Consider the following 22,173-nt stretch of genomic DNA (forward strand, 5'->3'; position numbering starts at 1 on the left):
GTCCGGAAAATCGATTTCCAACCATTCGAAAAGACAGTCCTCATGAATCAAGGAGCATTTCTCACCCCGGACGGATGTCGTTTTTGCGTCTGGGCTCCCTATCGTTCGCGCTGTGAGCTCTCGCTGGTTGATCCCACCCAACGGATCTATCCCATGGAAAAAGATGGCGCGGGCTACTGGACCGTGACCGTACCCGAGGCCAAGCCGGGCTGGCTCTATCAGTACCGGCTCGACGGCGAGAAGGAGTTGCCCGATCCCGCTTCCCGATGCCAACCGCGGGGGGTCCACGGACCTTCCGAGATCATAGACCCCTCTTTCCCCTGGACGGATCGATCCTGGTCAGGACTCGCCTTACCCGATTACGTCCTCTACGAGCTCCACGTCGGAACCTATACTCCGGAGGGGAGCTTTGCCGCGATCCTTCCGAGATTGCCCGAGCTGCGCCAGCTGGGGATTCGCGCGATCGAGATCATGCCGGTCGCCCAGTTCCCCGGCAGGCGCAACTGGGGCTACGACGGCGTCTACCCTTTTGCCGTGCAAACCTCTTACGGCGGGATCGCCGGTCTCAAAACGCTGGTCAACGCCTGTCATACGGCAGGACTTGCCGTCGTCCTGGACGTGGTCTACAACCATCTCGGCCCCGAGGGGAACTACCTCTCCCAGTTCGGCCCCTATTTTACCGAAAACTACCGGACGCCTTGGGGGCCGGCGGTCAACTTCGATGACGCGGACAGCGACGAGGTTCGTGGCTACTTCCTGCAAAACGCGCACACCTGGTTTGCGGAGTTTCACATCGATGCCCTCCGCCTCGATGCGATCCACGCGATTCATGATGAATCGGCCTTTCCCTTCCTGGAAGAGCTCGCCCTGCGCACCCGGCAATGGGAGCGGGAACTCGATCGACCGCTTCTTCTTTTTGCGGAAACCGACCGTAACGATCCCCGGCTCGTTCGGCCGAGACCGGGTGGCAACGGGCTTCCCGCCCAGTGGTGCGACGACTTCCACCACGCCCTTCACGGCCTGCTGACCGGCGAAAAACAGGGCTACTACGCCGATTTTGGGGGCGTGACGGATCTCGCCAAGGCCTTCTCCCAAGGCTATGTCCTCGATGGCCGCTACTCCCCCTATCGTCGGCGGCGTCACGGCGCCCCTCCGGATGGGGTGGGACGAGAGCAATTCGTCGTCTTCGCCCAAAATCATGACCAGGTGGGCAATCGGGCACACGGCGACCGCCTCAGCAGCATCCTCGACTTCTCGTCCCGGAAGCTGGCCGCCGCCTCCTTGCTCTTCTCGGACTTTCTCCCTCTGCTCTTCATGGGGGAGGAATATGGAGAGCCCCGCCCCTTTCCCTACTTTGTCGATCACGAGGATCCGGAGCTCCTGGAAGCGGTCCGCAATGGCCGCAAGCGCGAATTCGCCGCCTTTCACGATGCGGCAGGCGACGACATCCCCGACCCGGCCGCCGAGGCGACCTTTTTTTCCGCCGTCCTTCAATGGGAGCGCCGCCATGCGGGGAGCCACGGCGTTCTCTGGGAATTCTATCGAGAACTTCTCATCTTACGGGAGCGCGTGCTTCGCCATATCCCGCTCGATGCGCGCGAGGATTCCTGCGAGGCGGACGAGAAGACCGGACTGCTTCGGCTTCGGCGAAACAAGGGAGAAGCCCGGGTGGAAGGCTTTTTTAATTTCTCGCGGCAGCCGCGCTCGATCCGCATCGATCCGGATCTCCCCACGATCGAGAAGATTTTTGACACTGAAGAAGCGCGGTGGATGGGGGAAGGCTCCACGGGACCGAGCCGCCTCGAGCCCGGCTCCCTCCTTTCCTTAGCCGCTCGCAGCGCCGTTTTCTATGCCAGGGGCATCGACTCCGCTTGAGATCCAGAGAGCGACCGGTAGCTCGGCCATCGCTTCTTTCAGCGGGAGCTGCCCCTCCCAATGGCGCGAATTCCCCGTAAGGGCGCATCGCCACGAGCCGGAAAGCGACTCGGGCAGAGGAGCCGAGGTGTCGCTCCATGCCGCCGGACCGATCGGTGCCTCCTCGCTGGAACAGAGCTTCGTGACGAAACGGGGAACAATCGCGATCAGGTGCTGCGTTCCCCAGGAGCGCAAGAAGCCGAAGGCATGCTCCACCTGCGGTCCGGAAAACGGGATCGGCTCATAGCTGCCGGAGCGGAAGAGTTCCGGGAAGAGCCGCCGCGCCTGCAAAGCCTTGTGCGTGACGAAGAGCTTGATCCTTCCATCCTCGACATGCGCCAGAAGCTCCTTCCGATAGCCCGGCTGGTCTCCCTTCCCGCGGATTTCCGCCAAAAGCTCTCTGCGCAGGCTAAAATCGACTGGCCGTCGGTTATCCGGATCAACGAACGAGAGATCCCAGAGCTCCGTCCCTTGATAAAAGTCGGGGACTCCAGGCGCCGCCGTCTTCAGGACGACTTGTGAAAGCGAGTTGTAGACCCCGTACCGAGCAATCTTCTGCTGAAAGGGGAGGAAAGCCGTTAAAAACTGCTTTCCTTGGTCCCAATCGAGAATCTGATCCAGAAAGGCGCAGCATCGCTCCTCGTAGAGACGGTTCGGATTCTGCCATCCGGAAAAGCTCCGCGCCTCCCGACTCGCCTTGATAAAGTAGGCCTTGAAGCGCTCGCGGAACCCTTCGATCTCCTCATTCTTCCATGGCCAGCTTCCCAAGAGGGCCTGGTAGATGGCATACTCCGCATTCGCGTCGGGGACAGAGAGATCGCCAACCTTGGGCTTCTTTCCCGCATTGATCTTGCTCCACCGGCCGAGTAGAAGCGCCCATTCTTCGGGAAGTTCGGCCAACACGCACAAGCGGGCGCGAGCGTCCTCTCCCCGCTTTGCGTCGTGCGTCATCGTGGCATTGAGCGTGTGAGGCCAGTGGAGCCAGCGATCTCTTAGGAATTGATGAAATTCCTCCGCATCGATCCCGAAGCGGGAAGGATCGTTTCCGACCTCGTTGAGGGAAAGGAGCCGATTGTAAACGTAGAACTGGCAATCTTCCGAGCCCTTGGCCATCAGAGGTCCGCTGAGTTGCTGAAAACGACGGACGAAGTCGAGCGCCTGCGCTCGATCTTCCTCGGCAAGCTCGTGAGGCATTTCGCCGAGGAGAAAACGGCGGATGAATTCAAGCTCCGCCCTGAGCTGCGGCAGATTCTCTTCCGAGGTCTGGATCGCTTCGTCGATCCACCGCCGATCCTCCGGACTTGGCCCATCGGCATCGACGTAGGAACGATAGACCGGGAAACAGGAGAGCGCCTCGACCAGCGCTCTGCGAATCGCGTAGATCGTCACGTCCGGTCCAAACCAGAGACGGGCGCAGAGCGAGTGGATCATAAGGGCGATGCGGTCGAGATCCCCCGCGAGTCGGCGACCGATGACGAAGCGTTTCTTTTCCCTCAATAACCGGCTATAGCTCTGCTCAAGCCTGGTGAAATCTTCATAGCAGCGGGTAAAGGCTTCGGTGCTCTCCCTCGGGCAGAAGAGCTGAGTTGCCATGGCCAGGAAGTCGTACCCGGTCGTGCCTTCGACGGGCCAATCCTTCGGGAGATCTTCTCTCCCCAATGCCAGGATCTTCTCCACGACGGTGTAGGTATCCGGCAGGGCTTTCCGCAACGCATCCAAGTAGGCACGCGGACGATAGAGCCCGTCGATATGATCGACGCGAATCCCGGTGATTTTTCCTTCCGCGACCAAGCCCTGAATCAGCCGGTGGACACGCGAAAAGACCTCTTCCCGCTCGATGCGCACCGAGATGAGATCATTGACCGTGAAAAAACGCCGATAGTTGATCTCTTCCGAAGCCACCCGCCAGTGGGCAAAACGGAAGTACTGCTCGGACAAGAGCTGATCCAGGAGCGCCAGCGATGCCGCGGTGGGATTGGCGGGAGAGAACCCCTCCAGGCTCCGGTCCAGAGACGTCCGCACGAAGCCATTCTTTTGAGAGAGCTCTTCCAAGACGGCCTTCACGAAAGTCGTCTGGTCGATTCTCTCTTCGCGATTCGCCGCCGAACCCAGGTTGCGAACCGTGTAGATCACGCCCAGGAGCTTCAGATAGTCCGGATCTCGGCGCTCCAAGCGGCTACGAATCTGCTGCTGGACCTGCGCGAGAACCGTTCCGTAGCTCTCGATGGAGAGCGGGAAGCGGTGTTCGAAATAGGAGACCCAAAAGGCCCCCTTTTCAAAGGACAAGCGAATCTCCCCCTTTTGCAGCGCCTCTCCGTAATGGGGACCCAAGAACGGGGCAAGTACCCGGCGCCGCAGCGTCGGATAGGGGTGGTTCCACTCGATGTCGAAGAACTCATAGAATTCGGATTGCGGACCGTTCTCAAACACGTCCATCAGGAACCGGTTTTCCTTGTCGTAGGCCATGTGATTGGGAACCACATCCTGAAGCCATCCCATCTGCCGGGCATGGACGTTTTCCATGAGGCGAGCGAAGGACTCAGGGGAGCCGATCTCCGGATTGATCTCTCCCGGATCAACGACGTCATATCCGTGACTGCTGCCCGTCCGCGCTCGCGTGATCGGCGAAGCGTAGATATCCCCGATTCCCAAATCACCGAGATACGCCACGACGGGCTCCAAGGCTGCAAAACCCAGTTCTTTTCGGAGCTGAAGGCGGTAAGTAGAAACGGGAATACGCATATCGAGCGACTTCAGTCCACCAACCTCCACAGCCACAGACTCCCTCTTTCAAGGAGGAGTGCCCTTCCGGCCCCTCCCGACCTAAAAATCAGTTCTGACCGGCCGAGAGGCGGTACCCGGCGTCGCCAACCAGCGGAGCGGCGAAAGGCACACGTTCCTCCCATTCCTCCTACGGCACCGCCACGGTCGGGCACGGGCAATGGAACAAAGCATGGCAAAGCTCGCTATCGAAAGCAAGGCCCCCGCTTGCTCTTCCTCGGTAGCGAGCGATCCTTCCGAAGAGAGGCGGTCCTTTTAGCGGAGGCGCAGAATCGGCTTGCTTGCCGCAAACCCAGCTGTTAACGATTGGCCTTATCGGTTTCCTTACAAAGTCAGTAGGGACGAACGGATCGCCCTCCGAAGCCATCCATCCACCGAATCGCAAAACCCCCGTGATTAGCCTCCCAATCCCATGAACTCTCCCACCGCTTTACCCGCCTGGCGCAAGCTTCAAGCACACTACGCCCAGATCAGCCCGCTTCATCTTCGGGATCTCTTCCGCGAGGATCCGGGCCGCGCGGAACGCTTTTCGCTCTCCCTGGAGGAGATCGTCTTCGACTACTCCAAGAATCGGATTACGAACGAGACCCTCGAGCTATTGCTGGAGCTCGCACGGCAGGCGGATCTGTCGGGCTGGATCCAAAAGATGTTCGCCGGGGAGAAGATCAATGTATCCGAGAGACGCGCGGTTCTGCACACCGCACTCCGCAACCCTCGCGGCAGCTCCGTCCTCGTCGACGGGAAGGACGTCATGCCGGAGGTACACGCCGTTCTCGCTCAGATGAGGCAATTCAGCGAAGCCGTGCGAGAGGGCAAATGGCGGGGTTATACGGGGCAGCCGATCCGTGACGTCGTGAACATCGGCATCGGCGGATCCGACCTCGGCCCGGTGATGGTCACCAATGCCCTTCGCCCCTACCACTCTTCTCTTCGCCTCCACTTTGTTTCCAACATCGACGGCACTCAGCTTACCGAAGTTCTTCGGGACCTCTCTCCGGAGACGACTCTTTTCCTGATCTCATCCAAGACCTTCGGCACTCTGGAAACGCTCACCAACGCCCGTTCGGCCCGCGCATGGTTTCTCGAAAAGGCCAAGGATCCCGCGGCGGTGGCCAAGCATTTCGTGGCGATCTCGACCAATGAAAAGGCGGTCGTTGCCTTCGGAATCGACAAAAAAAACATGTTTCCCTTCTGGGACTGGGTCGGCGGCCGCTATTCCCTCTGGTCGGCGATCGGCCTCTCCATCGTTCTGGCCATCGGCATGGATCGCTTCGAGGAGCTGCTGGCCGGCGCGCACGCGGTGGACGAACACTTCCGCACGGCTCCGTTCGAAAAGAACATTCCTGTCCTCATGGGGCTTCTTGGCGTCTGGTACAATAACTTCTTCCAGGCGTCGACCCACGCGGTCTTCCCGTACGATCAATACCTCGCCTTTCTTCCGGCCTACCTGCAGCAGGCGGACATGGAGAGCGACGGGAAACATGTCCAGAAGGACGGGACACCCGTCTCCGTGACGACGGGACCGATTCTCTGGGGTGCCCCGGGAACCAATGGACAACATGCCTTTTTTCAGCTTCTCCACCAAGGCACCAAGCTCGTCCCCGCCGATTTCCTCATCCCCGTCCAGAGCCATAATCCCCTGGGACCCTCGGACGAGCATCACCGGATCCTGCTGGCCAACTGCCTGGCGCAAACCGAGGCGCTCCTTCGGGGCAAGACCGCGGACGAGGTGCGCACCGAAATGGAAGCGGCCGGACTGGCGGCTGATGACATCGCAAGGCTCACTCCCCACCGGACTTTCGAAGGCAATCGCCCCACCAACACCTTTCTCTTTCGCAAGTTGACGCCTCGCACCCTGGGCAGCCTGATCGCTCTCTACGAGCACAAGATCTTCGTCCAAGGAACGGTCTGGAACATCGACTCCTTCGACCAGTGGGGGGTCGAGCTGGGCAAACAGCTCGCTCAGCTCATCCTGCCCGAACTGAGCGGAGAGCCCGCACGCAAGCCGCACGACGCCTCCACTGAACGTCTGCTCCGCCTCGTGCGCTCCAGGATCTAGCCGCCGATGCCCTTCTACGGAAGCGGGCGGGAGGTCGGGGGATCCCAAAGGCGAGCCGCCCCTCGCACCCCGCTTGAGTCGCCGTGACGAGGCGGGACGAGCTTGGTAACGATCTGGTCGGAAAAGATCCACCGGCTCCAAAGAGCGGGGACTCGGCGATAGAGGCGGTCGACGTTGGAGAGCCCTCCGCCGAGAACGATCGTGTCTGGATCGAGCAGGTTGATCACATGAGCGAGCCCCCGAGCCAGCCGCACCTCGTACCGTAGCAGAGTGGCCTCACAATCGGGATCGCCGCAGGCAGCGCCCCGAACGATCTCCTCCGGCCCCAGCCGCATCCCGGTCACCCTCTCATGGTCCGAGGCCAATCCGGGACCGGAAAGGAAGGTTTCAATGCAGCCCCGTTTTCCGCAGTAGCATTCCGGTCCCGGAAGCTCTTCGGGCCGGGCCCAAGGCAAAGGATTGTGGCCCCACTCCCCGGCGATCCCGTTGGCGCCGGAAAGAATCCTTCCCTCGATCACCAGACCGCCCCCCACCCCCGTTCCCAAGATCACTCCAAAGACGACAGACTCCCCTTTCGCCATGCCGTCGGAGGCTTCGGAGAGCGCGAAGCAGTTCGCGTCGTTGGCAACGCGGACGGGCCGAGCCAGCCGCCGCTCCAGGTCCGCCTGCAACGCCCTCCCGTTCAGGCAGACGGTATTGGAATTCTTCAAGAGGCCGCTGGTCGTCGATACGCTGCCCGGCGAAGCAACACCGAGGGGGAGCGGGTCGAGGTCCAACTCTTGCTCGACCTCCATTACGAGCCGCTGCACTGCTTCGAGGATCGCTTGGTAACCGTCGGTTGGGGTCGGGATTCGCCGCCGGGCGATCTCCCGGCCCTCTCCTTTCAGGACGAGGATCTCGATCTTCGTTCCCCCGAGATCGACGCCTGCGCGGATCCGCTGCTCTCTCATGTCCGGGACTCGAGGATTCATCCTCGAGAGAGATTCTGAAATCAAAAAGAACGTGCGCCCCGCGTCGCTACCCATTAAAAAAGGCTACTTTAGGCCATTTTAAGAGATCCTACCCCATGGAGTCCAAATCGCTTCGTCCATCCGCCAGCTACAGCTTCCTTCTGCGTCTTTCCTATCCCAACAAGATCGGAATGTTGGCCGAGATCGCTCGGGTGCTGAGCGCCAACGGAGGGGATCTTGGCGCGATGGATATCGTCACGGTGCACTTGGGACAGATGATTCGAGAGATCACGGTCAATGCCCGAAGTGAAGAGCATGCAAAGCTGCTCGAGGAGGCGGTCGCCCAGTTGCCGAGCGTGACGATTCTCTCTGCATCCGATCGCGTCTTCCTGCTCCATCAAGGTGGCAAGATCCATGTCGAGAACAAAGTTCCCTTGACCAACCGCGACACCTTGTCGATGGCCTACACTCCCGGAGTCGCCCGCGTCTGCGAAGCGATCGCCGCGCATCCCGATCTCGCCTTCGAGCTGACGATCAAGAGCAACTCCGTGGCCGTGGTCAGCGACGGCTCTGCCGTCCTGGGCCTTGGAGATATCGGGCCGGCGGCGGCCATGCCGGTCATGGAAGGCAAAGCGATGCTCTTCCGCGAATTCGGACAGATCCACGCCTACCCGATCTGCCTCGACGCACGGGAAACGGACGAGATTGTCGACACCGTCGCCCGAATCGCCGTCGGCTTTGGCGGAATCAATCTGGAAGACATTTCCGCACCGCGCTGCTTCGAGATCGAGGAGAAGCTGCAGAAGCGATTGGATATTCCCGTATTCCACGATGATCAACATGGGACGGCCGTGGTCGTGCTCGCCGCATTGATCAACAGCGCCCGGCTGCTCGGCCGAGAGTTGGCGTCGCAGCATTACGTCATCATGGGGGCCGGATCGGCGGGAGTGGCGGTGGCAAAGATGCTTCTCAAGGTCGGCTGCCGCTCGATCGTCGTCTGCGACCGTAACGGCATCATTCAAGCCGGTCGCTCGGATCTCACTCCCATTAAGCAATGGTTGGCCGCCCACACGAACCCCGACGGGATCCGTGGAACGGCGAAGGACGCCATGAAAGAAGCCGATGTCTTCATCGGGGTCTCCTCCGGAGGCCGGGTTTCCGCCGAGGACATTCAGGGGATGCGGGAGCCGAGAACCGTCTTCGCGCTGGCCAACCCGACTCCGGAAGTCATGCCGGAAGAGGCCGCCCGATACGCGCAGATTGTCGCTACGGGCCGAAGCGACTACCCCAACCAGATCAACAATGTCTTGGCCTTCCCGGGCATCTTTCAAGGCGCCCTCTCCGTGCGAGCTTCTCGGATCACGGAGGGAATGAAGCTCGCGGCGGCCGAAGCAATCGCCTCGTGCATTCCTGCCTCGGAAGTGGCTCCGGAGTACATTGTGCCGAGCGTCTTCAACCGAGACGTTGCCAAGGGCGTAGCCCAAGCGGTCGCCCAGGCAGCGCGGAAGGATCAGGTTGCTCGCGCCTGACGCCCTGGACTGAAAGGCCGCATCTTGGTCCGACCTCTCGGAGCCTCTCTCGGACGGATTGCAGCCGGGCCTTCCAAGAGCGTGCTCCTGCGGCAGCGTTCCTCCTCCGCCCCGCTCCTCCTGCTCGCATTCCTCTTCCTGACGCTTGGCGCCGGCTCGGCTTGGGCGACCAACCCGCCGGTGCAACTCGTGAGCGCAAGACGCTACTACTCCCTCTTCCTCTCGACCCCGAGTCGGCCAGGCGAGCCGGCCTCCCCCCGGATCCGCTACCAGGGCGTCTGGGAGTGCGTCAACTGGGGCGGAACGGGCGACATCTCCCTTTTCCAACAGGAACCGGCCCATCTCCCCTATCTCGACTTTCGCGCCAAGGCAAACGGCATTTCGATCCCCGTCCAAAAGCAAGGAGACCGCTACTGGGTACCGCTCCACTTCCCAGGCGGACAGAGAGTTCGCGTGCAGATCGAATCGCTGCAGCAGGTTCTTCCCGTCGATCCCGGACAGAAGATCGATTCGTTCGAGGACCTGATCCAACCCACCGGCTGGCGGCCGCCGGTCGTCAACTACTGGGTCGTGGTCGACCTTGGTCGTCTCTTCAATGCCTACATGGCGCAGGAATCGAAGAGCCCCGCCTTTGGCCTCGCGCCCCGAAGCTCTCCCGGCTCCCCTCCTTCCTCTGCTTTCCCGCAATTTCTGGCCAACAAGATTCTTGAGGTCTCCCCCAAGGGATATCGGATCGAGGGAAACAAGATCTGGTGGTACTATCACAATCTCGGAGATGCCGCCTCGTCCCAACCAATGGGGACCCTTCGCGTCGTCTGGCAAGCCTGGTATCGATGAATGGCTACTACCTGTCCGCCGAAGGCGGTGGGACTTCCACCAGGCGTTGCGGCCCTACCCAGACCAGGATGGCGCGAATCTTCTCGATCGGAAGCGCCGTCATCTGGGCAAGAACCGCCCGGTAGAGCCCGACCTGTTCCCGATAACGGGCGACGAGTCCCTCCTCGCCTCGCTCCAGCGGCTCCCGATCGGTCTTGAAGTCGTAGAGAATCACAGAAGCCGGAGAGCCGTTCGGATCGAGAAAAAGGTGAACCCGGTCGAAGATTCCACTGATCCATCGGCCGGAGACCAGCGCTTCAAACGGCTTCTCCCGCCAGAGGATCGTGTCGCTTGGCACAGAGAAAATCGTCCCGCAAACCTGACTTTCGATACAACCGAGCGCCATTCTCGCCGCCTCCTCGATCGTCGTGGATGGTAGGGCGGAAGCAATCCGCCGCAGAGACGCCAAGCTTTCGGCATCCGCCCGCTCCACCCGCGCAAGCATCTCATGGACCAGGGTGCCGAATTCTCGGCCGGACGCTCGTCCCGGGGCGAAGAGCTTTGCGGCCCTATCCTTCCCGGATCGTGAAGGGGCAAGCGGCGCCAGGCGGACGGAGCGCGGCGGAAAGGCGAGCGGCGGCAACCGCTCGGGCTCTTCGCCCGTACTCGGAACATCCTCCTGCCTTTTGGACTTCCCGAGTTCCCCCCGCTCGAAGAAGAGATCCACCCCGCTCTTCGGCCAAAACGCTCGGGACTCTCCCGCCACCAGAGTTCGGCGCAAGAGATCGCGATGCGTGAGTGCGGTGGATCTCGATCCCGCCCTTGACGCCCTCCTCCGAGCCGGAGCGGCTTCCGCGAGCACATAGAGCTCTCGCCGGGCCCGGGTCAGGGCTACGTAGAGAACGGAGAGCCGCTCGAAGAGTTCCTCTTCCCATGCCTTCTCCCTCGCCTTCGCCAGCAGAGGGATCTTGCTCGCAATCATTTTTACCGGGGCCAAGAGCAGGCCCGACTCCCCTCGCGGGAGATCCACCTCGAGCAATCTGCTCCGCATTCGAACCGGCCGCTCGAGCTCGGTAACGACTACGGCATCGAAGCCCAGGCCCTTTGCCTTGTGGACGGTCATCACTTGGACGGCGCCGACCGTCTCCGGAAGGCGGACCGGCTGATCCCTCAGGTAGCGCAGGAACCGTTCCACGTCGCGCGAGCCGGTCTGGTCGAACCGACAAGCCATCTCCCGCAGCAGCGCGGCTCTCTCCTTGGAAAAATCGTCCAATTCCGTGGGCAATCGTCCCAAGATCTCGGCGACCACGCCTTGAAACCCCTCTTCATATAGGATCCGCCACCCAGACTTCTCCCACTCTTGGCAAAACCCATCCCCGAGAGGGGAAGCCTGCACCCAGCCTCGCGCAAGCGTGTCCTCTGGATGCACCAGGCTCTGGAGGGCTGCCGCCACAAGCCGTCCAAGCTGATTGTCCCCGCCGGGAAAGATGTCTCCTTCCAGGAAGACCGAGCCGACCCGCTCTTTGCGCAACCGATCCGCCAGACGCCGGGCCCACCGGTTGGTCTGGACGAGAACCGCACAGGAAAGCCCCCGCTCGGCGGGCCGGATGCTTTCCCGGATCAGGCGAGCCAGGGCCGAGTCGACAGGCGAGGAACGCTCTTCTTCCGCCTCCTCGTCCGTACCGTCCGCCATCCCTTCGCTCCAAGAGGGCTCATCGGAATCGGAGCCGGCCTCGAGATAGCAGCTATATCCGCTGGCGTCGCGCAACGCCGATGCATGGGGCGCCCAATCCTTCGCCCAGGCTCTCCCCGCGTCCCCGTAGAGCTCTTCCAACGCCGCCTTGCTGCCGAACAGCGCGTTCACCAGCTCAATCACGGCGGGCTGCGATCGATACGAGGTCGAGAGCGTCCTGAGTGCAACGCCACCTTCGTAGCGGGAAGCAATCTCCTCGAAGAGGCGCCGATCTCCCCCCCGCCATCCGTAGATCGACTGCTTCGCGTCCCCGACGCAAAAGACGCTCCTCGTCTCCTCCGTCGACTGAATCACCTCTCCCACCAGAAGTTCCAGCGCTCTCCACTGCGACCGGCTCGTGTCCTGAAACTCGTCGAAGAGCCAATGGTCCCATTGCGAATCGAGCCGGAAGGCGATCCGCAACCAGAGGTCTTGATCCATGCCTCCGCCCGCCGCTCCCAACTCCCGGAGGAGCCGCGGCGCATCGCTGAAAGCGATGCGCCCCTGGCTACGAAGAGCGTGCCGATAGCGAGCGTGAAACTCGGCAAGGAGAGAGGCGAGCCCACGGGTCCGTTCGCAAGCAGTCTCGAGGCTATTCTGGATCCAGAACCGAGCAAGACGCCCCAGAAGGCGGGCCATCTCCTCATTGGGAACGATCTTTTTTCTTTGAAAATAGAACTCCCCGCAAGAGCCCGCAGCCGGATCGTAACTTTCCAAGAGATTGGCGATCAGCCGATGAGGGGTCCCGTTCCCCCGATACGCAAGCAAGAGGGGGCGAAGCCTCTCCCAGTCGTCGCTGCGATCCGGAACTTGGAGACTCCACTTTCGGGCGATCTCCTGCCAGAGCCTTTCTCCATCCGTCTCCCGGCCGTCGGGGATCAGCGCACGCCGGAGTGCTTCTCCCCCCCAACGCTCCCGGTCGGGTTCTTCCTGATAGGCTTCCCAAAATTGCGAGATCAACGGATCGAGCACCATCCAGACGCTCTTCCTCTCCTCTCCTTGCGTCAACCGGCTCACGGCCTCGGCCAACATCGCTCCGGCCTCTCCGCCCTCTCGGAGCATTTCCGCAAGCAGAGAACTCCGCAATTCCCTCGCCTCCAGCTCATCCATCAATTGGAAGCTTTCGGGAAGGCCCAGCTCGATCGGGCAGACGCGAACGATCCGTTGAAAGAGACTGTCGATCGTGCGCAACTGCAGCCGCGGCAGATCGGCCAGAAAGGCCTGGAGCGAAGTGAGAGCATCTCGAGCAAACCGCCCGCGGTCCTCTCCTGCGCCGGCCCGATCGGCTTCGGCTTGCTCGACGAGCTTCCCGAGAACTCGATCGAGGATCTCCGCTGCAGCCTTTCTCGTAAAAGTGACCGCAACGATCCGATGCGGCTCCACGCCACAGCGGAGCAGATCGACCATCCGCCGCGCCAACTCTTCGGTCTTCCCTGTCCCGGCGGAAGCGCGAATCAAGCAGCAGCGGTCCATCGGCAAACTCTCTCCCACGTTCCTCCTATCCTAATCTGCATGTCCCGCAACGTTCGTACCCGAGGCGGTTCGAACGGGGGCAACGATCTCCGCCGGACGTCCATCGAACCAGAATCGCCACGGCTCCCGATCCCACTCGGCGGATCTCTCCGGTGGCCAAAACCAGCCTTCCTCGATGGCTTGCAAAATCCGGGCGGCGCAACTTTCCGCCTCCCTCTCCAGTTCCCTGCTCCAGTTCCGCCACTCCTGGACCCCCACCTTCTCGCGATCCTTGGGGAGCACGAGGTAGGCTACCCGGAGATCGGGACAGTCCGCTTCACGAAGACGCCATGCCGCGGCGTAGAGCGGAAGTTGCAGGTCTTTCCATCGGAGCCCTCTTCCTTCCCGCAGAAAGAGACCGGCGGCCGGCCCCTGCCCCTTCTCGGCCGCGACCAGGTGCGCGGATTCCGGGCTCAAGGCTCGTTCTGGACTCTTGAAGTCGATGAGTCGAATCCTTCCTTCGGAATCGCGATCGACCCGATCGATCCTGCCGTCGAGTTTCCAACCGCCGATTCGGAGCTCAAAGGGCTCCTCCACAACGATCGTCCTCCATCCTTGAAGAACTTCTTTTGCCTGCACGCGGGAGAAGGCGGCAAGCCTCCCCTGGATCGCTCGCGCTTGCAAGGCCACCGCAGGCGGAATCCCCTCGGGGAAGCGCTGCCGAAGCCGCATCGAGAGAGTATCCCGGAGAAACGTCTCGATCGCCTCGCTCCGATCGCACTCTCTCATTTCGTCCGCTCGTCCGAAATCAGCCAAAACATCGTGAAGGAGAGCGCCGAATTCCGGTGCATCGAATTCTTCGGGAAGCCGTTCGACCGCTTCCCATCGCTTAACCCGGCGAAGAAAAAAGAAAAACGGGCAAGAGAGGTAATCCCGCAAGGCCGTAACGGAGAGCTCCTTCCCTCCCTGCCAACGCAGCGGTCCGATCGCCAGGGGAAAGGAATCGGTCGACGCGGGCTGATGGCGCAGCCGCGAATCTCGAACTTCCAATATCCGCCGCACGCGCTCGGGCAGCGAGGCTGGGGGGCAGCGAAGGAGAAGCCGGGAAGGGAAGAGCGGTTCCCCTTCCCGGCTGAACCGGGCGGCCAACACATCGATCCTTCCCTGCTCCCTCCTGTGCGTCGCGATCGCTTCCAAAAGATAGGCATCCCTTGCTTCGCGCTCGGCATCGGTCCTCAGGCCAAGCCGCTCGCGGAGGCCGGAAGGGAGCAGAAAGTCATAGGCGACCGATTCGGGAACCGAGCCCTCCTGAAAACCGGCCAGGATGAGGTGAGGCGCATCGTCCCAGAGCAGCTCAAGCCAGCCCCGGAGTTCGACCGCCGCTTCGGGCCGCTCTTCCGGCAGGTCTTGTTGAGAGACTCGGTCGATCAGGAGATCGAGACATTCTGCAGCATCCAGACGGTTCTTCGCCGAGGAGCCGAGCGCCTCGATCTCCTCCAGGGCATGCTCCAGCTCCTCACAAAGGAGCCGGTGGCTCCCCGAGTCGCCTTCCGGCTCGAAAGCATCCTCCAAGATCTTCCGGATCGCTCCGAGAGGGTCTGCGCCCGCCTCGGACAAGAAGCGTTGCGCCCGCTCCACAAAAGGCTCCAGGGCCGACTCCGGCCGTGTGGCCGATCGGAACTCCTGCGACAAGGTTCGAGATGCCGCTCGATCGAGCCTTCCGAGCAGGAAGGAGCGTACCACTCCGGTTTCCCGGAAACCCAGCCAGTCCGCCGCCGCGGGATGACAGAGCAGGCGACGAAAGGAAGCGAGGTTTCTTTGCCGCAGGAGTTCCCGGAGGTCCGCCAAAAGAGAGGCCCACTTTGATCCGCGAGCGGAAATGCCGCCCGGATCAAACACGGGAATTTCCCTCTCCTCCAGAGAGAGACGCAGAAAGGGAAGGAGTCGGGAAGCGCAGACGCCGACGGTAACCGCATCCCACGAGCAATTGGCCGCCACCAGGTCGGCCGTACGGCCCATGACCTCCCCTTCCTCCGCATAGATCCGGGTGTTCGGCAGGAAGGGCATCTCCCTTCTTCGCCAAAAGGCCGGATCAGGTCTTCCCCACAGGTCGAACCCGCCTGCGATCCCTTCTGGCGCTTGGATCAACACCGAGCAGACCTCGTCCGGCAAGACCCGCTCCAACAGCCGCACGGCCAGCGGGTGAGGGTCAGGACAACCAATCAGGGCGACCTGATCGACGTCGAAATTCCAGGAAGCTTCACGGAGAGCTTCAAGCCGGGTTTCCATGGGATCCCGCAAGCCCGCACCGGCCAAGATTGCCCGATACCGCTCCTCCAGTCGGGCCAACCGGAACCAGAGTTCCGGTTCGGGGTGGCCGCTCACCTCCTGAACGCTGGAAAAGGTCGAGGCCCCTTCGGAAAGGAGATCCTGTGCCTTACAGAGACTCTTCGCCACACCTAGAGCCCAGGAGAAATCCCGCTCGAACGCCTCCCCGGGAAAGAGGGCCATCTCCTCCATCCCCTCCTCCGAAAGCAGAAGCTGAGTCCATGCCCAAAGCCGAGCCGTCGGCCCGGCCACCTTGCCCGCCGAGCTTCGCCCCTCACCGTAAAGCTCCATCGGAGTGACCACGCGAGGAGCGAGGAAACCTCCCGGTCTGAGCAGGCAGAGCGCGCCCCGTAGCGTCCTTCCCGACTGCCGGGTCGGTACGATCAGAAGCCATCGGGAGAGATCGGGCCAGGAGCCCTTTCCCGCTCGCTCCAGCAGCCATTCCGCCGCCTGTGGGGGAAAAGGACGATCCCATCCGAGAAAGATCCGCTCGGGACGCATGGCCGAAGGATAATCTCTTCTAGCCGCCATTTCTTACACATTTCGTACCCGAGAGGTGGTAGTCACCCTCTTCTGCCTGCGACATCCAGGACAAAGTCCTTGGCAAACGCTGCCTTCCCTCGCATATTGTCTGGCGCAATGGCTGGGAAAAGCAGCAGAAAGAGTTCCAAGGATATGCAGGCTAAGGCCAAAGCAGGGTTAGAAATTTCACCCTCGACTGCTGCAGCGGAGAAGAAATTGAGCACGAAAAAGAACAACTCCCCCGTTTCACCGAGCCGAAGCAAACAGCAGGCAGCGAAAACGCCACAAGAAGCTTCGCAAGAAAACGAAGCGAGCGTAGAAGCGTCTGAAACACCATCCACGCTCACACTCGCCGACCTTTCGCCCAAACGCCGCCAGAGCTTTATTGAAACGCAGCGCCAGCGTCTCCTCGATTTGCGCGACGACATCCTGGGGCAGATGCAAGGCATCGCCCAGGATTCTCTACGCGTTCGTCCGGAAGGCAGCGAGGCCAGCGGCTTCGGCATGCACCAAGCGGATGCGGGCACCGATGCCTACGACAAGGATTTTGCCTTGAGCCTGCTTTCTCAGGAGCAGGATGCTCTCTACGAGATCGAGGAGGCGCTCAAGCGGATCGAAGGCGGGACCTACGGAATCTGCGAAATGTCCGGCGAGCCGATCCCGCTCCAGCGATTGGAGGCGGCCCCGCACGCGCGCTTTACCGTAGCCTGCCAGCGCCAAGTAGAGTTGCAGAGCCGTTTCGAGCGGAGGTGGGAATCGGTTCCCCAGTTCGGAGAAGCGGCGGAAGCCGGCGAAGAAGAAGACGAGGCGGGAGAGGAGAGAGAAGGCCCCGGGGCCTAGTGAGACAGGCATGAAAAAAAAGAGACACAACCGCAATCGCCGGCAGCACAGTGCGGAAAGCCGACGCAGAGTCGACATCAATACGGAAGCAATCGACTTTCGCAACACGGATCTCCTTCGCAAATTCACCACGGAAAGCGGTCGCATTCTTCCTCGACGAATCACGGGAATGCCTGCTAAACTTCACAGAAAGTTAACGCAGGAAATTAAGCGTGCGCGCAACGTACTGCTCCTAAAATAGGTTTTGGAGATTTCGATGGCTCGTCATTGTTGTATTTTAGGCCAGCGACCGACTCGCGGCCATGCAATCCGGCGCAAGGGCAAACCGAAGAAGCAGGGGGGGATCGGAACCCATGTGACCGCGCAAACCCCCAGGACGTTCTTCCCGAATCTTAGGCGAAAGAGACTGTTCGTGCCGGAGCTCGGCCGCTGGGTCTCCTTGCGGCTTTCCGCTCGAGGACTCAAGACGCTGAGCAAAAAGGGAGTCTACGCGACGCTTCGGGAAGCGGGTGCGCTGGATTAGTAACATTGGATCATTGCGTTTGAATTGCGGGACAACTTCGGGGAGGAAGATTCATGCCGTTTCATGTCGTTAGCAAAAAGTCCGGAAAAACCTATTATCTACATGCTCGCGAGCAGACCTTGCGTAACGGTCACGAGGTAACGCTCTATTTCTTTTCGACGCAGCCTCGCGATGGAGCGATTGACGCCCTTCCGGCAGGTTATATCGTTTCCGAGAGTGACCGGACGGGTCTACCGATTCTTAAGAAGAATCGCTAAAGAGCCGCTCTACGGCCATCGCGAGAAACTTGTCCTCGAATTACCGCTCCTATGGCCATGAACTCGATTATTGAACTGCCTGGAAACTCTTGGACGGAAGCGGTAGCCTCCGAAGTGCAGGACCGAGCGATCGAGAGTCTCGAGGAAGGCAAGGTCCTCTATTTCCCGCACCTGGCGTTTGAGCTTCTCCCGGGGGAGGATGCGTTTCTCCAGCCGAAATGGAGCACGGGGGACGCAAAAAACATCAGCTTCGAGCGCGAAACCGGACAGATTTGGGGAGTCAGCGGCAGCGACGCGGAGAAGACAGCGCTTTCGAGAATGCTCCGCCGCTACGCGGATAGCACGCGCGAGTTCCTGCAAAACCTTCTCCCGACTTATGCGTCGACTCTTCTCCAGGCAAGGACGAGCTTCCGGCCCATCGAAATCTCCGGCAGGGCCTCTTCCTATCGGAAGGACGACACCCGGCTTCATGTCGACTCCTTTCCGTCTCGTCCGACCGGCGGAAAGCGGATCCTGAGGGTCTTCTGCAACATCAATCCGGAGGGAAAGCCGCGCTGCTGGCGCATCGGCGAAGGTTTCCGGGAATACGCCCAACGTTTTGCCGGCCGCGTTCCCCAGCCGATTCCGGGCTTCCGCTTCGTGCTCTCTCTCGTCGGAGCCACGAAAGGATACCGCAGCCTGTACGATCACTACATGCTCGGCCTACACGATCAGGGCAAGCTCGACATGGATTACCAGCGACAGAGCCCGCAGGAGGCCTTTGCCTTCCCTCCGGGCAGCACCTGGATGTGCTTTACCGACCAAGCCCTGCATGCAGTCGATTCCGGCCAGCACTTGCTGGAACAGACCTTTCATCTCCCACGCGCTTCTCTTCGACATCCCGAGCGTTCCCCCCTGACGGTGTTGGAAGATATCGTCGGCCGACCGCTTTGCGCTTCAATCCGTTAAAGAGGCTCAGCCGTCTTTCGGCTTCTCTATTCCTGGCCGATTCATGGCCGGAGGGAAGCGATTCGCACTGCCGTGAAGAAGTCATCCAGATCGGGCCGATCCATCCTTTTTTCGGGCTCTGGGGAAGACGGTCGGTGGCATTCACAAAACCCTTCGAATGCTGCTTCTCTCGCAATCTGCAAGCGGGCACACCGCATATTCCCATGGACATCCGCGCCTTCCCGCAGTTCGATCAAGTCATGAGCAAAAAAGCTGCCTCTCGCTTTCCCTTCGACCTGCAGCTCCGCTGCCTCCACGTCCGCCTCTACTTGTCCCTCGGCGCCAATCCGCACCGTTCCCTCCGGAGCATGGACGCTCCCTACGAAGCCACCGTGGATGACGAGGGTTCCCGCAAAAGCAATCGTTCCTCGTAACTGCGTCCCGGCCCCGATGACGTCCGTCTCTTCCTCGGGCTCCGGCACTTCCGGCAGGGAAGGAACGCGACAAACCTGGGGCACAAGAACAGAGATGAGAGGCTCCGGCGCGCGCTCTTCGGCCTTCGGCGTTTTTGCCTCACCGACCGGACAGGGAATGACGGGCAGAGGAGAAGTCGGAGTCTTTTGAGGAGAAGGAGGACCCTCGGGTGAGGAAGCCATCTCCGGCGGAGCATCGCTGCCTGGGCTTTGGGCCAACCCTAATTTTTTTTTAAGAGCTTGCCGAACATTTGTCGGCACTCTGCCGCCGATGCCTAGCCGTGTCGAGTAAATTTGCCTTTGCCCCCGCCTTATGATACGGCTGGTATGAATTTGTTGCGGCACAATTACTAACATCCCACGTCATGATTCATCACCTCTGCTTTCTCGAACTCCTTCCTTCTACTTCTTCGTCCGAACTGGACACCCTCATGATCGAAATCCGGATTATTCTGCTCAAGCTTCCGGATATCCATAGCCTGCGCGTAGGACGCAATCTCGCTCCGGGCGATCCTTTCAGCCTCTTTCTCTCCTTTGACATCGATTCACCGGAGAAGCTCGAATTCGCCCAGCGCAACCCGATCTACTATCAGTTCGAGCGGCAGATCCTCGATGTGCATGCCAAGCGCGTCGTTCGCTATAACTTTGACATGGATCCAGGCAAGGAGCCCGGTTGAAGATCATCTCCCGATCCTCTCCAAAAGAGAGTGAAGGGTGGCGATCGACCAGTTCAGTTCGTCTTGCGTGACGACCAGCGGGGGAGTGAACGAGAGCACATGGCGATCGGGACCTCCAGCCAGCAAGATCAATCCGGCTTTCAATAGGGCGGAAACCAGTCGGCCGGCCAAAGCCGCGTCCGGCCGGCCATGCCGGTCGGTCACCTCGACCCCTACGAAAAGCCCGGAACCGCGGACGTTCTTGAGAGGCGATGCCGGAAACCGCGATTCGCTCAATCCTGCCAAGAGCCGTTTTCCCTTTTCTTCGACCGCCAAACCCTTCCGGCAGCTTTCGATCTCCTCCAAGAAGGCGCAAGCCAGCCGGCAACCGAGCGGACTTCCGAGAAAGGTGCTGGTATGCAGGGCCTCTCCATCTGACTCAGGCCAGGCATCCATCACTCCCGCGGGGCCGATACAGGCCGAAATCGGAAAGCCGCCCCCCAAGGGCTTCCCCACGCAAAGCAGATCGGGCACTACCCCCCATCGCTCACAGGCAAAGCGGGGACCGGTTCGAAAGAAGCCGGTAAAAATTTCATCCAGGATCAGAAGCGCTCCCTCCTCATCGGCCACCTGGCGAAGGAGGGGTAAAAACCAGTCCGGTGGCAGGACCATGCCTCCCCGGCCTAGCATCGGCTCGACGAGCACGGCTCCCACCGAGTGGCTCGCGAAGACGCGCTTGAGATCGGCAGCCAATGCGGAACGGCAGCCTGCATCGCACTCCGAGGGCGAACGCTCTCCTTTGCCCCAGGGACAATGCCAGCAATTCGGAAAGGGCAAGAAGACCGCTCGCTTGGCCAATTGTTCAAGAAACGGTTTTTGAAAATCGCCCATCTCCGTGGCTTCCATCGCTCCATAGGCAAGCCCGTGATAGCTCCCTCGAAAAGCAATCAGCTTGGGACGCCCCGTAGCCAGGAAGGCGGTCTTCATCGCTGCCTCCACGGCGTCGCTGCCCGTACAACCGAGAATCGACTTGGCCTCTCCCCTTCCCCACGCCTCGAAGGTGAGACGCGAAAGGAACTCTAAGAGCTCGACCTTTCCCGCGGAGGGGTGGACGTCCCCCATCCCGAGAGGTAGTTGCCGCAACTGCGCACCGCCGGCGGCGGCAATCGCCGGATGGGAATATCCCAAGGCCGCTACACCGAATCCCGCGGTCAAATCGAGATAACGGTTTCCGTCGACATCCCAGACGTTCACTCCTTCGGCCTGCTCCCAGAAAACGGGAAACTCTGCGGAAAGAAAGGTCACATTCCGGGATTCCCAGCGGCGCAACCCGGCGCATAGCATAGACGAGCGCGGTCCCGGGATCTGCGTCTTTTGTGCAGGAATCATCGTCCGCTCATTGCCAATGGGCCCAAAATATGCTTTGTAGGAACAGGAACCGCAAGCAGCAGCGGATCGGTCGCGGGCGAACGTCGAAACGCTCGGACGAACGATCCCTGAAAAACAAGGAGGCAGGTGCGATTATGGTAGCGGATGATCCCGGTGTAGCCGTAGCGGAGCCCAAAGCGCCCGCTTCTTCCCTTAGTCCCGAGATTCAAATTGATCTCTACCGCCAGATGGTTCGGATCCGGCGCTTCGAGGAAAAATCGGCTCAGGCCTTTATGCGGGCTGCCATCAAGGGCTTCTGCCACCTCTACATCGGCCAGGAAGCGGTCGCGGTCGGTGCCCTATCGGTTCTGGAGCCTCGGGATGCGGTGATTACGGCCTATCGGGATCACGGAGTCGCCTTGGCGCGTGGGACCTCGGCTCGCGCATGCATGGCGGAGCTCTTAGGAAAGCAGACCGGCTGCTCCCAGGGGATGGGCGGATCGATGCACCTCTTCGATCGCAAGCATCATTTCTATGGGGGACACGCGATCGTGGGATCTCATACCGCCGTGGCAGCGGGACTCGCCTTCGCCCAACAATATGAGAGCACGGGAGGGATCACCCTCTGCCTCCTCGGCGAGGGAGCCGTGAACCAAGGGGTCTTTTCCGAAACGCTCAACTTGGTCTCCTTGTGGAAGCTTCCGATCGTCTTCCTTATCGAGAACAACGATTACGCGATGGGGACGAGCGTTTCACGCTCCTCCGCCGGCTTGCCTCTGGTCAATCGAGCCTCGGCCTTCGATCTGGCTGGCCGGGTTGCCAACGGAATGGAAGTGGAAGAAGTGCGCGCCATGGTGGCGGAAGCCGTGAGCCTGGCGCGAACCGAACATCTGCCCACCCTCTTGGAAGTAAACACCTATCGCTACCGAGGACATTCGATGTCCGACCCCGACACCTATCGCACCAAGCAGGAAATCGAGGAACACAAAAAGAACGACCCGATTCTGCGCTATCGACAGAAGCTCGAAGAGCGTGAGATCCTCTCG

At 60.8% G+C, this 22,173-nt stretch carries 16 protein-coding genes; 10 read left to right on the forward strand and 6 right to left on the reverse strand.

The window, feature by feature from the left end; translation table 11 throughout:
- Positions 1 to 42 precede the first annotated feature (42 nt).
- Positions 43 to 1,875 (forward strand): malto-oligosyltrehalose trehalohydrolase, encoded by a 1,833-nt coding sequence (gene treZ / locus MAMT_RS00075; RefSeq protein WP_142658904.1) that lies wholly within the window; start codon positions 43 to 45, stop codon positions 1,873 to 1,875.
- Here the strand turns inward: treZ and treY are convergent.
- On the reverse strand, positions 1,825 to 4,692 hold the full coding sequence (gene treY / locus MAMT_RS00080) for a malto-oligosyltrehalose synthase (RefSeq protein ID WP_246186421.1): 2,868 nt from the start codon (positions 4,690 to 4,692) through the stop codon (positions 1,825 to 1,827). The two genes, treZ and treY, sit on opposite strands and share 51 nt — an antisense overlap.
- A gap of 415 nt (positions 4,693 to 5,107) precedes the next feature.
- On the opposite strand from treY, the gene pgi reads away from it, so the two are divergent.
- Positions 5,108 to 6,754 (forward strand): glucose-6-phosphate isomerase, encoded by a 1,647-nt coding sequence (gene pgi / locus MAMT_RS00085; RefSeq protein WP_142658905.1) that lies wholly within the window; start codon positions 5,108 to 5,110, stop codon positions 6,752 to 6,754.
- Between the two features lie 14 nt (positions 6,755 to 6,768).
- Here pgi and MAMT_RS00090 read toward each other — a convergent pair whose 3' ends face one another.
- Positions 6,769 to 7,725, reverse strand: a complete 957-nt coding sequence (locus MAMT_RS00090; protein WP_246186422.1) for an ROK family protein — start codon at positions 7,723 to 7,725, stop codon at positions 6,769 to 6,771.
- Positions 7,726 to 7,820: 95 nt separating this feature from the next.
- On the opposite strand from MAMT_RS00090, the gene MAMT_RS00095 reads away from it, so the two are divergent.
- Both MAMT_RS00095 and MAMT_RS00100 read left to right on the forward strand, forming a co-directional pair.
- Positions 7,821 to 9,233: an NAD-dependent malic enzyme gene (locus MAMT_RS00095; protein WP_142658907.1), complete on the forward strand. Its 1,413-nt coding sequence runs from the start codon at positions 7,821 to 7,823 to the stop codon at positions 9,231 to 9,233.
- A gap of 24 nt (positions 9,234 to 9,257) precedes the next feature.
- The gene (locus tag MAMT_RS00100) at positions 9,258 to 10,070 is read left to right on the forward strand and encodes a hypothetical protein (RefSeq protein WP_142658908.1); all 813 of its coding nucleotides are present in this window, start codon (positions 9,258 to 9,260) and stop codon (positions 10,068 to 10,070) included.
- Between the two features lie 7 nt (positions 10,071 to 10,077).
- Here the strand turns inward: MAMT_RS00100 and MAMT_RS00105 are convergent, their stop codons facing one another.
- Positions 10,078 to 13,272 carry a UvrD-helicase domain-containing protein gene (locus MAMT_RS00105; RefSeq protein ID WP_178086811.1) on the reverse strand — a complete coding sequence of 1,065 codons (3,195 nt, stop codon included), beginning with the start codon at positions 13,270 to 13,272 and terminating at the stop codon, positions 10,078 to 10,080.
- 12 nt (positions 13,273 to 13,284) lie between these two features.
- Positions 13,285 to 16,092: a PD-(D/E)XK nuclease family protein gene (locus MAMT_RS00110; RefSeq protein ID WP_142658910.1), complete on the reverse strand. Its 2,808-nt coding sequence runs from the start codon at positions 16,090 to 16,092 to the stop codon at positions 13,285 to 13,287.
- 207 nt (positions 16,093 to 16,299) lie between these two features.
- Between MAMT_RS00110 and MAMT_RS00115 the strand changes: the two genes are divergently transcribed.
- The 4 genes from MAMT_RS00115 to kdoO all read left to right on the forward strand — a co-directional run bounded on the left by MAMT_RS00115 (position 16,300) and on the right by kdoO (position 18,651).
- Entirely contained in the window at positions 16,300 to 16,923 is a 624-nt protein-coding gene (locus tag MAMT_RS00115; RefSeq protein ID WP_246186423.1) for a TraR/DksA family transcriptional regulator, read from the forward strand.
- 10 nt (positions 16,924 to 16,933) lie between these two features.
- Positions 16,934 to 17,164, forward strand: coding sequence for a 30S ribosomal protein S18 (gene rpsR / locus MAMT_RS00120; RefSeq protein ID WP_142658912.1), 231 nt, complete (start codon positions 16,934 to 16,936; stop codon positions 17,162 to 17,164).
- Positions 17,165 to 17,179: 15 nt separating this feature from the next.
- Positions 17,180 to 17,446, forward strand: coding sequence for a 50S ribosomal protein L28 (rpmB, locus tag MAMT_RS00125; protein ID WP_142658913.1), 267 nt, complete (start codon positions 17,180 to 17,182; stop codon positions 17,444 to 17,446).
- Positions 17,447 to 17,760: 314 nt separating this feature from the next.
- On the forward strand, positions 17,761 to 18,651 hold the full coding sequence (gene kdoO, locus MAMT_RS00135) for a Kdo hydroxylase KdoO (RefSeq protein WP_142658915.1): 891 nt from the start codon (positions 17,761 to 17,763) through the stop codon (positions 18,649 to 18,651).
- Positions 18,652 to 18,692: 41 nt separating this feature from the next.
- Here kdoO and MAMT_RS00140 read toward each other — a convergent pair whose 3' ends face one another.
- Positions 18,693 to 19,322: a bactofilin family protein gene (locus tag MAMT_RS00140; protein WP_178086812.1), complete on the reverse strand. Its 630-nt coding sequence runs from the start codon at positions 19,320 to 19,322 to the stop codon at positions 18,693 to 18,695.
- Between the two features lie 146 nt (positions 19,323 to 19,468).
- Between MAMT_RS00140 and MAMT_RS00145 the strand changes: the two genes are divergently transcribed.
- Positions 19,469 to 19,780: a Dabb family protein gene (locus MAMT_RS00145; protein WP_142658917.1), complete on the forward strand. Its 312-nt coding sequence runs from the start codon at positions 19,469 to 19,471 to the stop codon at positions 19,778 to 19,780.
- Between the two features lie 3 nt (positions 19,781 to 19,783).
- On the opposite strand, the gene MAMT_RS00150 is transcribed toward MAMT_RS00145, so the two are convergent.
- A complete protein-coding gene (locus MAMT_RS00150) occupies positions 19,784 to 21,064 on the reverse strand; it encodes an aspartate aminotransferase family protein (protein ID WP_246186424.1) in 1,281 nt (426 codons plus the stop codon).
- Between the two features lie 218 nt (positions 21,065 to 21,282).
- Between MAMT_RS00150 and pdhA the strand changes: the two genes are divergently transcribed.
- Positions 21,283 to 22,173: pyruvate dehydrogenase (acetyl-transferring) E1 component subunit alpha (gene pdhA, locus MAMT_RS00155; protein WP_142658919.1), on the forward strand; the 891-nt coding region annotated here is incomplete at its 3' end.

Source organism: Methylacidimicrobium tartarophylax (genome assembly GCF_902143375.2).
In the GTDB taxonomy this organism is placed as follows: Bacteria; Verrucomicrobiota; Verrucomicrobiia; order Methylacidiphilales; family Methylacidiphilaceae; genus Methylacidimicrobium; species Methylacidimicrobium tartarophylax.

What these genes read in the sequence shown, in the direction of transcription:
- rpmB (WP_142658913.1), top strand. Translation starts at nt 17,180, where the DNA reads ATGGCTCGTCATTGTTGTATTTTAGGCCAGCGACCGACTCGCGGCCAT.
- MAMT_RS00095 (WP_142658907.1), top strand. Translation starts at nt 7,821, where the DNA reads ATGGAGTCCAAATCGCTTCGTCCATCCGCCAGCTACAGCTTCCTTCTG.
- kdoO (WP_142658915.1), top strand. Translation starts at nt 17,761, where the DNA reads ATGAACTCGATTATTGAACTGCCTGGAAACTCTTGGACGGAAGCGGTA.
- MAMT_RS00090 (WP_246186422.1), bottom strand. Translation starts at nt 7,725, where the DNA reads ATGAATCCTCGAGTCCCGGACATGAGAGAGCAGCGGATCCGCGCAGGC.
- MAMT_RS00110 (WP_142658910.1), bottom strand. Translation starts at nt 16,092, where the DNA reads ATGGCGGCTAGAAGAGATTATCCTTCGGCCATGCGTCCCGAGCGGATC.
- pgi (WP_142658905.1), top strand. Translation starts at nt 5,108, where the DNA reads ATGAACTCTCCCACCGCTTTACCCGCCTGGCGCAAGCTTCAAGCACAC.
- MAMT_RS00145 (WP_142658917.1), top strand. Translation starts at nt 19,469, where the DNA reads ATGATTCATCACCTCTGCTTTCTCGAACTCCTTCCTTCTACTTCTTCG.
- treZ (WP_142658904.1), top strand. Translation starts at nt 43, where the DNA reads ATGAATCAAGGAGCATTTCTCACCCCGGACGGATGTCGTTTTTGCGTC.
- rpsR (WP_142658912.1), top strand. Translation starts at nt 16,934, where the DNA reads ATGAAAAAAAAGAGACACAACCGCAATCGCCGGCAGCACAGTGCGGAA.